Annotated in this window: 9 protein-coding genes; 2 read left to right on the plus strand and 7 right to left on the minus strand. The window is 69.9% G+C overall.

The annotated features are described in order from the left end of the window. The first annotated feature begins 428 nt into the window (after positions 1-428). A complete protein-coding gene (locus AWX74_RS21345; protein ID WP_091279760.1) occupies positions 429-1,520 on the plus strand; it encodes a nucleotidyltransferase domain-containing protein in 1,092 nt (363 codons plus the stop codon). Positions 1,521-1,619: 99 nt separating this feature from the next. Here the strand turns inward: AWX74_RS21345 and AWX74_RS21350 are convergent, their stop codons facing one another. The 3 genes from AWX74_RS21350 to AWX74_RS21360 all read right to left on the minus strand — a co-directional run bounded on the left by AWX74_RS21350 (position 1,620) and on the right by AWX74_RS21360 (position 6,030). Then, positions 1,620-2,930: a PH domain-containing protein gene (locus AWX74_RS21350; protein ID WP_091279763.1), complete on the minus strand. Its 1,311-nt coding sequence runs from the start codon at positions 2,928-2,930 to the stop codon at positions 1,620-1,622. After that, positions 2,927-3,451, minus strand: coding sequence for a PH domain-containing protein (locus AWX74_RS21355; RefSeq protein ID WP_226931175.1), 525 nt, complete (start codon positions 3,449-3,451; stop codon positions 2,927-2,929). Before AWX74_RS21355 ends, AWX74_RS21350 begins: the two co-directional genes overlap by 4 nt. 224 nt (positions 3,452-3,675) lie before the next feature. Next, positions 3,676-6,030 carry an MMPL family transporter gene (locus AWX74_RS21360; RefSeq protein WP_091279770.1) on the minus strand — a complete coding sequence of 785 codons (2,355 nt, stop codon included), beginning with the start codon at positions 6,028-6,030 and terminating at the stop codon, positions 3,676-3,678. A 500-nt stretch (positions 6,031-6,530) separates the two neighbouring features. Here AWX74_RS21360 and AWX74_RS21365 point away from each other — a divergent pair, with 500 nt between their 5' ends. Continuing rightward, complete coding sequence (locus tag AWX74_RS21365; protein WP_242666343.1) at positions 6,531-7,241, plus strand: hypothetical protein; 711 nt, start codon at positions 6,531-6,533, stop codon at positions 7,239-7,241. Between the two features lie 119 nt (positions 7,242-7,360). Here the strand turns inward: AWX74_RS21365 and AWX74_RS21370 are convergent, their stop codons facing one another. The 4 genes from AWX74_RS21370 to dnaJ all read right to left on the minus strand — a co-directional run bounded on the left by AWX74_RS21370 (position 7,361) and on the right by dnaJ (position 12,951). Continuing rightward, on the minus strand, positions 7,361-8,281 hold the full coding sequence (locus tag AWX74_RS21370; protein WP_091279779.1) for a pseudouridine-5'-phosphate glycosidase: 921 nt from the start codon (positions 8,279-8,281) through the stop codon (positions 7,361-7,363). Positions 8,282-8,336: 55 nt separating this feature from the next. Next, positions 8,337-10,949, minus strand: a complete 2,613-nt coding sequence (gene clpB / locus AWX74_RS21375; protein ID WP_091279782.1) for an ATP-dependent chaperone ClpB — start codon at positions 10,947-10,949, stop codon at positions 8,337-8,339. 236 nt (positions 10,950-11,185) lie between these two features. After that, a complete protein-coding gene (locus AWX74_RS41430) occupies positions 11,186-11,776 on the minus strand; it encodes a heat shock protein transcriptional repressor HspR (protein WP_091279786.1) in 591 nt (196 codons plus the stop codon). Further along, on the minus strand, positions 11,773-12,951 hold the full coding sequence (dnaJ, locus tag AWX74_RS21385; protein ID WP_054568975.1) for a molecular chaperone DnaJ: 1,179 nt from the start codon (positions 12,949-12,951) through the stop codon (positions 11,773-11,775). Before dnaJ ends, AWX74_RS41430 begins: the two co-directional genes overlap by 4 nt. Positions 12,952-13,046 lie beyond the last annotated feature (95 nt).

Below are 13,046 nucleotides of genomic sequence, written 5' to 3' on the forward strand. Positions count from 1 at the left end.
TGGTGCTGAAGTGTGGCCCCTCGTGTGGGCCGCCCGTGGTGGGGCTGGAGGCGACGGGAGGCGGAACGCCGCCGCCCGCGCAGTCCGGACCCGGCACCCCCCGAACGTGCCATTGGTGCTGGTCAAGGGCTTCCCCTTCACCTGGCAAGGGTGGTATTCGTGAAGACCCCTCAGGGGCGGGGTGTCGGCGATCCGACAAAGTTTCTTCGTGGTTTCGTGGACAGCCCGGCTCGGTCGGACACGCCGACGCCACGAGCCCCCTGTTCAGAACGTGACGTCCTGGGGCACCATAGGAGCTGATGTCGCCACCGGTAGTCGGTCGCCCAACGGCAGACCGGTCCGGTTGAGGCATCCGCGACGAGTGGGGCCGTCGTGGCTCGGAAGGGGAACTCGCACCTTCGCGTCACCTGCGTCTGGAGGTCTGCACGATGAGCGTGGATGCCCGTAGGGAGGTTCCGGCCGGAACCAGACCGAGCGAGGTCACGTACGACCACCTGATCATTCCTCCGCACTGGCGCCGGCCGGCGGGTTCGGCTCCCGGGGCACCCAACACGCTTTTCCCGCGTGGTGAGCAGACAACCGCGCCGCCGCCCGGTCCCGCTGTGACCGGCGCGTCGCCGATCAACCCGGTCACCGGGCCGATGACGGGGCCGTTGCTCGTCGGCACCACCGCGCGCGCGTTCGCCAAGCTGGACGATCTCGTGCGGCTCAGCGAGAACGATCGTGCGGTGATCGACGAACGGCGGGCCGAGGCGGAGCGGGCCCTGCGGTCGATCTTCCCGCCGCGTTGTGCCCTTCCGCTCGTGGGTGTGGCCACCATCGGTTCCGCCGGGCGCGACACGATGATCCGCCCGCTCGACGAGGTGGATATCTTCGTGGTCTTCAGTGCCGCGAACAGCGCCTGGAAGCGTTTCCGCTGGGATTCACGCGATCTTCTCGTCTGCGTCCGGAACGCGATCGGTGGCGACCGGGTGCAGACGATCGGCACCCGTGGGCAGGCCCTGCGCATCGTGTACGACGCCGCGCCCGACGTCCATCTGGTGCCTGCCTTCGACCATCCCCGTGCCGGCTACGTGATCCCGGACAGGGTCGGCGGCTGGTTGCCGACGCGCCCGGAGCGCCATGCCAGCTGGACGATGGACCTCGGGCCCCGGGTGATCTCAGCGGTCCGGTTGCTCAAGGCGTGGAACCGGGTCTGCGGGAGCCACCTGCGGTCGTTCCACATCGAGGCGCTCGCCGGGCAGGTGCTCGCCGGCCGTGGGCTCAACACCCGCCAGGGCCTCGCCGAGGTCTTCCGGTACATGGACGAGATCGGCCTCGCCGTCGGTGATCCGTCCGACATCCGGGGTGACCTCTCCAGCTACCTTCGTCGGGACGATCTCGACGACCTCGCGGTTTATGTTCGGCAGGCGCGTGACTTCTCGGCCCGCGCGGTCGCGGCCGAGCGGGCCGGCAGGCACGAGGAGGCTGTGAGCCTGTGGGGAACCATCTTCGGGCCGGAGTTCCCGACCTTCGGGTGACATCCCACCAGGCCTGCCGAGGCCCTGTTCGCTGTTGAGTCTTTTCCATCTCACAGCCGTCACCGAACGCCGCGAGTCCGAGTCGATGATGGAAAAGGCTCATGCTCCGGGCGTGGTCTGCTCCGGCCCGAGCCGGGAGCGTTCCGCCTGTTCGGCGACAAGCTGGCACGCCTCCCGCGCGTCCCGTAGACGTGCCTGGATTCGCACCGGCCCGCCGGTGGAGTCCAGGTGGACGTCCGCGAGGCCCAGCAGGCGGGGCAGCGGTCGCGCGACCAGCTGAATGCTCTGAACCTTGTTGTGCGGGATGATGTCGGTCCGTTGCCAGAGGCGTCCGGAGCGAGTGACGAAAACCTGGTCGTCGTGGCCGCAACGGAGCTGGCGCCAGCGGAACGGAGCCAGCAGCCGAGCACGGCCCGGTGGCGGCAGCAGCTGGACGTCTGTCAGGTTCACACCGGGCAGCAGGCGTTCGACCAGCATCACGGCCTGGGCCCGGGGCGCCACCGGCAACAAGGTGCTTCGCGCGTCGCCAGCCACGTTTACCTGGACCTCCACCCAGTCCGGCCAGCGCCACAGCGGTGAGCTGTGCAGCCGGATCGCCTGCACCCGACCATGCGGAACGGTGTGGTGAGCGCGATCGAGCAGGCCGCCTCGAATACGCAGACCGTCCGGCGATTCCGACACGGTGAACAGGTAGCCGCTCGCGAAACGACGGAAGGACGTACGCCAGACACCGACGAGCGCGGGTGTGACCGCGACGAAGCCGGCGAGGGTTCCCGTGAACAGCGCCGGCGTGACAAGCAGTACGGCGGCGGCGAGGGCCAGCCACGGTCCGGGGGAAAGCGCGATGGACGCGGCCAACCGCCGCGGCGGGACGATGGTGAGCGGGCGTTCGGGCGCCTCGCCCGCTTCGGGGGCGATTCCGGCGGCGCGGGCGAGCAGCTCGGCCCGTAGTGTCCTCGCCCGGTCCAGCGACAGGTAGCTCAGGCTGGTGACCGACTCCTCGTCTCCGTCGTGCGCGCCACCGAGATCGAGCCGCAGCGCGGCGAGCCCGGTCGCGCGGGCGATCAACGACTGGGTGATCTCCACCGACTGGATGCGGTCGAGACGCACGTCGCGGAAACGTTTGACGAGAAGGCCGGTTTCCAGCCGGATGCTGTCGGCCCCGACCCGGAAGCGGGTGAACCGCCAGGCGCAGTATCCGTAGGCGGCGGCCGAGGGAAGCAGGACCGCGAGAGTGGTCAGCACGCCATGCGTGCTCAGTTCGTCGGCGAAGTTCCTCAGCACGCTCGCCGCGACGGCCGCGACCAACAGCCAGCCCCGCAGGAGCGGTGTCAGGGGGTGGAGGTGCTGATATCCATCACCCTGGCCGGTGTCCTGGCCGGTGGGGTGGTCCGAACCTGCTGTGGTCAAAGCCCGGCTGCCCGGGAGCGGCCGCGCGCGGCCAGGGAGTCCCGTAGCCTCGCGGCCTCGCTCGGCCCCAGCCCGGGGATGACCGCGTCCGTCGTGGCTGCGGCGGTGTGCAGGCGTACCTGGGCCACCCCGAACCGCCGGGAAAGCGGGCCGGAGGTGACATCCACCAGCTGCATCCGGCCGTAGGGGACCACGACCAGCCTGCGGACCAGCACGCCGTGCTGGATGAGCAGGTCGTCGTCGCGTTCGGCGTAGCGCCAGGCCGCCCACGCCCGGCCGATGGACCGCCAGGCCAGGGCGGCCGCCGTAAGCGGGACGAACCCGACGAGAAGGCCCGGAAAACCCAGGAGGCCGCCACCGGCGAGCGCGGCGAAAACGCTGAGCGGGAGCGCGACGGCGGCGAGCAGCAGGCGGCGTAGCCGCCGGAGCTGGGGTGACAGTCCAGACCAGCATTCCGGTGGAACCCGCCAGATGTCCGCCATCGCTGCGCTGTCCGGGGCAGGGCGCGCAGCGGTGTGCATGTGGCAACCATAAGGTCTGCACCCCGGCCTTCCTGCTCATTTTCGCAGTGGTAGTCACCGTGTGGCCGGCATTGACCAATCTGACTACGGATTGGTCGGAACGAAACCTGCGCGTGTGGTCTGTTTGTGTGCGTTCAGTAAGCCTTTTCCATCTCACGGTGCACGGTCGAGGACGCCGCAGGTCCGAGTCGAGGGCGCGGTCCGAGTCGGCACGGAAACCAGGCTCAGTCGTCTCGGCCGGTCCTCGCCGGCGCCCCGTCCTGGGAACGCGGGTGGCCGTGCTCGGGCGGCGCCGGGGCGTCGTGGTGACGGTGGTCGCCCTGAAGATGGTCGCTCTGGAGGTCGTCGCCTTGAACGTGCTCGCCCTGAAGGTCGTCGCTCTGGAGCTCACCGCCCTGGACGGTCTCGTGACGAGGGCTGTCGTGCGCAAGCAGGTGGACTTCGGTGAGCATGTCGTCCACAGCCACGGAGTCGGTGGGGGCCGGGTGGACGTCACCGGCCGCGCGGGGTACCGCGGCGAGGGCCGGGTGGCTCGGCCACCACACGGCGGGGCCCACGTCCAGGGCGAGCGCCGGCACCAGCACCGAGCGGACGACGAGCGTGTCGAGCAGTACCCCGAAAGACACCAGAAAGCCGACCGCGGCGAGCTGAACCAGAGGGAAGATCATAAGTACCGCGAAGGTGGCGGCGAGAACGACTCCTGCCGAGGTAATCACCCCGCCGGTTACCGCCAGTCCGCGGCGGACGCCCGCAGCGTGCCCGATCTGCCCCGCCTCTTCCCTCACCCGGGTCATCAGAAAGATGTTGTAGTCGACGCCGAGCGCCACCAGGAAGATGAAACCGACCAGCGGGAGCGCCGGGTCGATGCCGGGGAAATGGAAGAGGTAGCGGAAGGCCAAAGCGCTCGCGCCAAGAGCGGCGAAGAACGACAGCACAACCGTGGCCATGAGCAGGACCGGTGCCACGATCGCTCGCAGCAGCAGCCCGAGGATCAGCAGGACCACCAGGAGGACGACCGGGATGATCACGCCGCGGTCGCGTATCGCGGCGTCGCGCACGTCGAGGTTCACCGCGGTGTTCCCGCCGACCAGGGCGTCGGCGCCGGGTACCGCGTGGACCGCGGTGCGGAGAGCCTCCACGGAGTGGAACGAGTCGGTGCTGTCGGGCGGTGAGTCGAGCACCACCAGAAACTGCACCAGCTCGGACGTCCGACCGCTTTCAGTCGCTCCGACCACTCCGGGCGTCGCGCGGACCGCGGCGGCCACCTCGTCCGCGTGAGCGACGTTCGCGACGACGAACGTGGGCGCTGTGACGCCCGGGGGGAAGCTCTGCTCGGCGAGGTGCTGACCCTTGACGGATTCCACCTCGTTGCGGAAGGCCTGGTCCTGGCGTAGCACGCCGGGAAGCACGCTCATGCCGATGACCAGCGCGCCCAGGACAGCCGCCGTCGCCAGCCAGATGCGGCGCGGGTGCCGGGCGATCGCGGCGCCGGTCCTGGCCCAGAAACCGGTTCGCTCGATCTGTTCGATGTGCTCGGGCTTGCCCAGCTCCGGTACGAACGGCCAGAACAGACGCCGACCGCCGACCACCATCGCCGCCGGGAGCAGCGTCAGCATGGTCACCACCGCGACGAGGATCCCGAGCGCGCAGACCGGACCGAGCCCGCGGTGCGAGTTCAACGTGCCGAGCAGCAGACAGAGCATGCCGATGATCACAGTTCCGGCGGAGGCCAGAATCGCCGGCCCGGCTCGGTGCAGCGCTATCCGCATGGCGGCGGCGGGCTCGGCGTGTCTGGTCAGTTCCTCTCGATATCGCGCGATGAGCAGCAGCGCGTAGTCGGTGCCCGCACCGAAGACGAGTACCCGCAGCATGCCCGAGCTCTGGCCGTTGACCGTGAGATCGGCGTGCTTGGCCAGCAGGTAGATCAGGCCGGCGGCCATCTGGTCGGCGATACCGACCGAAAGCAACGGCACGATCCAGAGGAACGGGCTGCGATAGACCACGAGCAGAATCACAGCCACGATGGACGCAGTGACGAGCAGCAGCGCGTCCTCAATTTTCGAGAACACGTCGTAGGTGTCGGCAAGGAGGCCGGCCGGGCCCGTGACGGCGATGGTGAGGCCGGGGTTCTCCGTGGCGGTGTGCTCGGCGATCTCCCGCATCTTCTGGACGTTTGCGGTGAAGCGGTCGGCGTCCTTGTCCTGCGGCATCGGGACTGTGATCAGTGCTGCCCGCCGATCACCTGACGGAATGACCGCGGGTAGCTGGGTCGTCGCGAACCCCCGCAACTCCGTGCGCAGGGTGTCGGCGGCGGCCAGATCTTGGTCGGTCAGCGTGGTGTCACGGTGCAGAACGACCACCGCAGGTACGGAGTCCCCACCGGGAAGTTTTTTCTGCGCTTCCAGCAGACGGGTCGACTCGGCATCCTTGGGAAGGAATGCGGAGGCATTGTTGGTCTGTGCCTCGGTGAGCTTGAAGGCGAGCGGACTGATTGCTATGCCGGCCAGCAGCCAGCACGCGACGATCAGCCAGGGGAACAGCCGCGTTGAACGCGCGGCGGCGCGACGCGGCCGGATCATGCGGTGCCCTCTCCTTCGGTCTCCTCGCCGATGCTGCCAGCTCGGAGCGTCTCGCGCGCGTCGCGTTCGATGATCTGTCCGCGCGATCAGGGGGAAGTGGCGGCCGACTGTGACGGAATGTGTGCAGGTGATGGCCGGATGTGGTGGAGGGGTCGTAATTAGCTGACAATCTGCGCCCCGTCAAGGGCGGTACCGGGTTCCTGATCCGGCGGACTGCTGTCCCGACAACGACCCACCACATCGACCGACGGCGGCATTTTCTGCGGCATTGTGGAAGAAGGACGCCGTGGCCCGTCGCGGGGCGTGGTGAAATCTTCCGGCTCGACCATCAGAATTCGGGCCGCCGTTGTCAGGGGGTCTGACTGATGGTTGTGTGGGGCGCCGGTCGGCGACTGGCGGATTCCTTGCCCCTCGATGGCGCGGACACGGTTACGGGCCGCCGGGACTCCGCGGCGGGGCCATGGCGTCGTGGATCCGCGGCCCTCGCCCGTGGCGGTCTGGTGATTGCCGTCGCGGCATTGCTGGCGTCCTGCCAGGGCGGTGATCTCACCGCGTTCAATCCGCCGGGACCGCCTGGCGCCACCGGCACGCCACCTGCTGTCCCGGCGTCGCCCGCGTCCGCCGAGGTGCCGCTGGACGCCGAAGACTACGTCCTGATGGAAGGGGCAATCACAACTGGTTTCACGGCTTCTCCGCCCGACGCGGGGTCAAATTCGGAGGATATTTCGCTGGGTTCGGTCGGGCAGTGCCTCGGCATTTCGGACGATCATCTCGACGACTATCAGGACACCGCCGACGGTCCTAAGTTCACCAGCGAAGCCGACGCCATCGTGGCGATATCCTCAACCGCGTCGATCGTGTCCACCGAGACGGCTGCCGCCCATCTCGAGCTCCTCAACAATCCGCGGTTCGGCGAGTGCTTCGGCCAGGCGATCCAGCAGCAGTTCGACGCTGTCTCCGAGCCTGGAAGCGAGATCAAGGTCGTCGCGGTCGAGACGCCGCAGGCCCCCTCCGGGGCACGCGTGCTGCTGCGGATGAGCGTGAGTGTGAAGGCTGGCGGCGAAACGCTCGGACTCGTCCTGGACAGCCTCTTCCTCATCGAAGGACGGGTCGAGGTGATCGTGACCTACTCGAATGTCGACAACAACCCGGCGGATGTTCACCTGCAGCGGATCACGGACCAGATCGCCGGCAGGCTCCAGCTCCAGTAGGGAGGTGCCAGCCCGGCCGGCAGGCTCCAGCCGGGGCCAGCAGGCGCTGGCAGGCGCTGGCAGGCGCTGGCAGGCGCTGGCAGGGCTGGTGCGCGGGCCGGCCCGTTGGACACCGTCGATCAGCGTGACGCCCAGGCCGCCGCGATCTCGGCGGCCACCGCCACGTTGTTCCGCACGACAGCGATGTTGACCTCAAGGCTCGCACCGGCGGTCTCGGTGTGGAAGGTCTCCAGCAGGAACGGGGTGACGGCCTTGCCGCGCAGGCCGAGCTCGTCCGCCTGCTGCAGCGCGGTGCGCAGAACGTCGTCGTGGATGGCCTCGTCGAGAGCCTGACCTGCCGGCACCGGGTTCGCGACGACGATCGCGGACCTCAGGCCGAGGCGATCTCTGACCGCCATGGCCTCCGCCACCTGCGCGGCGCCATCCACCTGCCAGTCGAGCCGATGGCCGGTGGTGGGGAGGTAGAAGCCGGGAAAGTCCGAGGTGCGCCAGCCCAGCAACGTGACCCCGAACGTCTCGAGGCGTTCGATGGTCGCGTCGACGTCCAGGATGGATTTGACGCCCGCGGCTACGACGGTGATCGGTGTGGCGGCCAACGTCGGCAGGTCCGCGGACTCGTCGAAGGTCTCGGCCGCGCCCCGGTGCACGCCGCCGAGGCCGCCGGTGGCGAACACCCGGATTCCCACCCGGGCGGCCAGCACGGAGGTGGCCGCGACCGTCGTGGCGCAGGTGAGACCCAGCGCCGCGGCGGCCGGCAGATCGCGTACGGATGCCTTTGCGACTCCGGGGTCGCCGGCGATACGCCCGAGCGTGTCGTCATCCAGCCCCACGGTGGGCACGCCGTCGATCACGGCCACCGTGGCGGGGGTGATGCCACGGTCGCGCAGCATCGCTTCCAGCTCCACCGCTACGGCCCGGTTGCGGGGGCGCGGCAGCCCATGGGCGATCAGGGTGGACTCCAGCGCGACCACCGGCGAGCCGGCGGCCAGCGCGGCCTCGACCTCGACGGAAACCGACAGACCTGCAACCTCCCGCGCCACCCGTCGACCCTACGCGGAGGGGGCCGGAGGGACTGGCGCGGGAGGCCCGGTCAGATCAGATGGCTGGCGCGCCGACTGCGGGATGCACGGTCAGCGCCGACCGCTTCGGGTCGACGTCGACAACGACCTCGTTGCCGTCCCTGATCTCACCGGCGAGGATCTCGCGGGCGAGCTGGTCCCCGATCGAGGTCTGAACCAGCCGGCGCAGCGGCCGCGCCCCGTAGACCGGGTCGTAGCCAGCGTCGGCGAGCCAGCCCTTCGCGGCGTCGCTGACGGTGAGATCGATGCGGCGGTCGGCGAGCCGCCGCCGAAGCCTGTCGATCTGGATGTCGACGATCCGCGTGAGGTCCTCCCGCCCCAGCTGCTCGAAGACCAGGACGTCGTCGAGCCGGTTGAGGAACTCCGGCTTGAAGGCATCCCGCACGGCCACCATGACCGAATCCCGGCGCACCTGCGGAGGCAGCGTCGGGTCGGCGATGAAGGCCGATCCGAGGTTCGAGGTGAGGATCAGGATCGTGTTCCGGAAATCGACCGTGCGCCCCTGGCCGTCGGTCAGCCGCCCGTCGTCGAGGACGGCGAGCAGCACGTCGAAGACGTCCGGATGGGCCTTCTCGACCTCGTCGAGAAGGATCACGCTGTACGGGCGGCGTCGGATCGCCTCGGTGAGCTGACCGCCCGACTCGAAGCCGACATACCCCGGAGGAGCGCCGATCAGCCGTGCCACCGAGTGCTTCTCGGCGTACTCGCTCATGTCGATGCGCACGACCGCCCGCTCGTCGTCGAACAGGAAGTCAGCCACCGCCTTCGCCAGTTCGGTCTTGCCGACACCGGTCGGCCCGAGGAACAGGAACGAGCCGGTAGGCCGGTCCGGGTCGGCGATGCCGGCCCGTGCACGGCGGACCGCGTCCGACACGATGCGCACGGCGTCGTCCTGCCCGATCACCCGGCGGTGCAACTCCTCCTCCATCCGCAGGAGCTTGGCGGTCTCGCCCTCGAGCATGCGACCGGCGGGAATGCCCGTCCAGGAGGCGACGACCTCGGCGACATCGTCCGGACCGACCTCCTCGCTGAGCATCGCGCCGCCGGGGGAGTCGGAGCCGGCGAGCGCGTCCGTCGCCGCCGCGAGCCGCTTCTCCAACGTCGGGATGGTGCCGTAGCGCAGCTCGCCGGCCTTGGCGAGATCGAGGTCGCGCTCCGCCATCTCGGCCGCGCGGCGGGCGTTCTCCAGCTCTTCCTTGATCTTCTGGACCTCGGAGATCGAGTTCTTCTCGCGCTGCCAGCGCGCGGTCAGCGCGGAGAGCTCCTCGCGCTTCTCGGCGAGCTCCCGCTGCAGCCGCTCCCGCCGCTGCCGGGAGGCGTCGTCGTTCTCCTTCGACAGCGCCATGTCCTCGATCTCGAGCCGGCGCACCGCGCGCTCGAGCTCGTCGACCGCGACCGGCCGGCTGTCGATCTCCATCCGCAGCCGGGAGGCGGCCTCGTCGACCAGGTCGATCGCCTTGTCCGGCAGGAAGCGGGCCGTGACATAGCGGTCGGAGAGCGTGGCCGCGGCGACCAGCGCGGAGTCGGTGATCCGCACGCCGTGGTGGACCTCGTAGCGCTCCTTGAGCCCGCGCAGGATGCCGATGGTGTCCTCCACCGAGGGCTCCCCGACCATGACGGGCTGGAAACGACGCTCCAACGCCGGATCCTTCTCGATCCGGGACCGGTATTCGTCCAGCGTCGTCGCGCCGATCATGCGCAGCTCGCCGCGGGCCAGCATCGGCTTGAGCATGTTGCCCGCGTCCATCGCGCCTTCGGCCGCGCCGGCGCCCACGACGGTGTGCAACTCGTCGATGAAGGTGATGATCTGGCCTTCGGCCTCGCGGATCTCGGTGAGCACCGAGGTGAGCCGCTCCTCGAACTCGCCGCGCAGCTTCGAGCCGGCGACCATCGACCCCAGGTCGAGGGAGACGATCCGCCGGCCGCGCAGGGATTCGGGAACATCGCCGGCGGCGACCCGCAGGGCGAGCCCCTCGACGATCGCGGTCTTGCCGACGCCTGGCTCACCGATCAGGACGGGATTGTTCTTGGTGCGCCGGGAGAGCACCTGCACCACGCGGCGGATCTCGGTGTCTCGACCGATCACCGGGTCGAGCTTGCCCTCCCGCGCCCGCGCGGTGAGATCGATGGAGTACTTCTCCAGCGCGCGGTAGGCCCCCTCGGGATCACGGCTGGTCACGCGCCGGGCACCGCCGCGCACGCGGTCGAACGCGCCGCGCAGGGCATCCGCGGTGGCCCCCGTGTCGGCGAGGATGCGCGAGGCCTCGCCGCCTTCCTCGGCCAGCGCCACGACGAGGTGCTCGACCGAGATGTACTCGTCGCCCATCCGCGCGGCCTGCCGCTCGGCGTTGTTGAGCACGGCGACGAGCTGGCGCGAGAGCTGAGGCGGCGCGACGTTGGCCCCGGCCGCTCGTGGGAGCCGGCCGACCGCGGCTTCTGCGCGCGAGCGGACCGCCGCCGCGTCGGCGCCCACGGCGTCGAGCAGTGCGGCGCCGACACCGTCATGCGCTTCCAGCAGCGCGGTCAGCAGGTGCAGTGGGTCGACGAGCGGGGATCCGTCGCCGGTGGCACGGCTGATCGCGGAGGACAGCGCCTCCTGCGAGCGGGCGGTGAGACGGTCAGCGTTCATGGCGATCCCAGTGTCTCGGAGCGATCCGGTGTCAGGCGGCTCCGGTGGTGCCGGACCCGCGTGATTGGTCCTGTGTCGGCGGGGTCGGTCGACTCCGCTCTTCTCCGGTAATGACACTCAGCATACCTGAGTCATTCCCACTCAACTCTTAACTGCTGGTGGTGCTGCTGCTGTGTCGGTGGCCGGACGTCGGTGTCGGCAGCGGTGGCGATGCTGGTGGTGCTGGTGGCCGGACGTCAGCGGCGGTGGCCGGGACGCCAGACCACTACCGCACCGCGTTCGATGGGAACGAGGTCACGTCGATGGCTCGCGTGCGCCTCGGCGACCCGTCGGTCGGCCTCGACACGGGCCGCGGCGAGCTCTTCGGCGAGCTGGCGAACCTGGGCCTGCAGCGCGACGACCTGCGCTCCGAGATGGAGGATCTGCCGGATGCCCTCCAGGTTGACGCCCTCCTCCTGGGAGAGTCGCTGTACCTCGCGGAGCAGGGCGACATCGCGGGCGGAGTAGCGCCGACCACGACCTGCGGTGCGCCCTGGCGTCACCAGGCCGAGCCGGTCATAGGACCGCAGCGTCTGCGGATGCATGCCGGCGAGCTGCGCCGCGATGGAGATCACATAGACCGGCGCGTCATCGTCGTGGGCAGGGCCGGCAGTGGGACCGGGGGGCTGGTAATAACCGGTGCCCTGTCCGTCCCCGGGATGCGGGGGAGCCTGCGGCCTGCCGGCGGCCTGGCCGCCAGATGGCATGCCGGTACCCGATCGGGATCGGTCACTGGACCCGCGCGCCGCCTGGGGCGGATCGGACGTACGGTTCGGGCGCGCGTTCATGACCGGCCCTCCATCTGGGCTATCAGGGCTTCACGGGGATCCTCGGGATGTGCCCGCGCGAACTCCTGGAGCGCGGTGCGTGCCTTCGGGGAGAGCTCGGACGGTCGGGGAACCGTCACCTCGAGGGTCACGATGAGGTCGCCGTTCTCTCCGCCGGGGCGGGGCACACCACGACCGCGGGCACGCAGCCGCCGGCCGCTCGACGTCCCGGGCGGCACCTTCACGGTCAACGGTGTCCCGTCGATGGTGGGCACCTTCACCGAGGCGCCGAGCGCGGCCTCGGTGATCGTCACCGGCAGGATGATGGTCAGGTTGTGACCCTCCCGCCCGAAGACCGGGTGGCTCTGGACATGCACGGTGACCTCAAGATCACCTGCTGCTCCGCCGCGCTCCCCCGGGGAGCCGCGTCCACGCACGCGCAGACGCTGGCCGTTACTGACTCCCGCCGGAATCCGGATCCGCTGCTCGCGTTCGCGGCGGCCGGTTCCGTGGCAGTCCGGGCACGGGTGGTCGATGAGACTGCCCTTGCCCAGGCAGTCCCGACACGGCTCGGAGAGCGCGAAACCGCCCTGGGAGCGGGAGATCACACCGAGACCTCGGCAGACCGGGCAGGTCCGCGGCGTGGTTCCCGGCCTCGCGGCGGTTCCACCGCAGGTCGTACAGGTCGCAGCCCCCGGCAGCCGCACCGTTGCCTCGAGACCGGTCAGCGACTTCTCGAACGAGATGGTCACCTCGGCCGCGATGTCGGCGCCACGGCGGGGGGCCCGGCCGGGGGCTGACCGCTGGAAGAGATTGTCGAAGATCCCGCCGAGGCCACCCCCGCCGCTGCCGTTCAGGAGATCATCGAGATTGATCCCGGAGGTCGGCCCGTAGCCGCCCGGGGCACCGAACCCGCCCATGCCACCGCGCCCGCCGCCCGCGCCCGGGTAGGCCCCGGAAGCGAACAACGCGCGCGCCTCGTCGTACTCACGACGCCGGGTCTCGTCAGAGAGGACGTCGTAGGCTTCGGAGACCTCCTTGAACCGCGCCTCGGCCTTGAGATCCCCGGGGTTCTTGTCCGGGTGCAGCTCGCGGGCAAGCTTGCGGTACGCCTTTTTGATGTCGGCCGCGGACGCGTCCTTGGGGACACCGAGAGCGGCGTAGTAGTCCTTCTCGACCATGTCGCGAACACTCACGGCGCCCCTCCTTCCGTCTTGATCGAGCCCGGCACGCGGGCGTCGGAAGCGTCCGGGCGTGCGGAGCCACCCGGCCGCCGGTCAGGTCGGAGCGG

The sequence above is a fragment of the Parafrankia irregularis genome, from assembly GCF_001536285.1.
GTDB lineage: Bacteria > Actinomycetota > Actinomycetes > Frankiales > Frankiaceae > Parafrankia > Parafrankia irregularis.

What these genes read in the sequence shown, in the direction of transcription:
- AWX74_RS21345 (WP_091279760.1), top strand. Translation starts at nt 429, where the DNA reads ATGAGCGTGGATGCCCGTAGGGAGGTTCCGGCCGGAACCAGACCGAGC.
- AWX74_RS21355 (WP_226931175.1), bottom strand. Translation starts at nt 3,451, where the DNA reads ATGCACACCGCTGCGCGCCCTGCCCCGGACAGCGCAGCGATGGCGGAC.
- AWX74_RS21360 (WP_091279770.1), bottom strand. Translation starts at nt 6,030, where the DNA reads ATGATCCGGCCGCGTCGCGCCGCCGCGCGTTCAACGCGGCTGTTCCCC.
- clpB (WP_091279782.1), bottom strand. Translation starts at nt 10,949, where the DNA reads ATGAACGCTGACCGTCTCACCGCCCGCTCGCAGGAGGCGCTGTCCTCC.
- AWX74_RS41430 (WP_091279786.1), bottom strand. Translation starts at nt 11,776, where the DNA reads ATGAACGCGCGCCCGAACCGTACGTCCGATCCGCCCCAGGCGGCGCGC.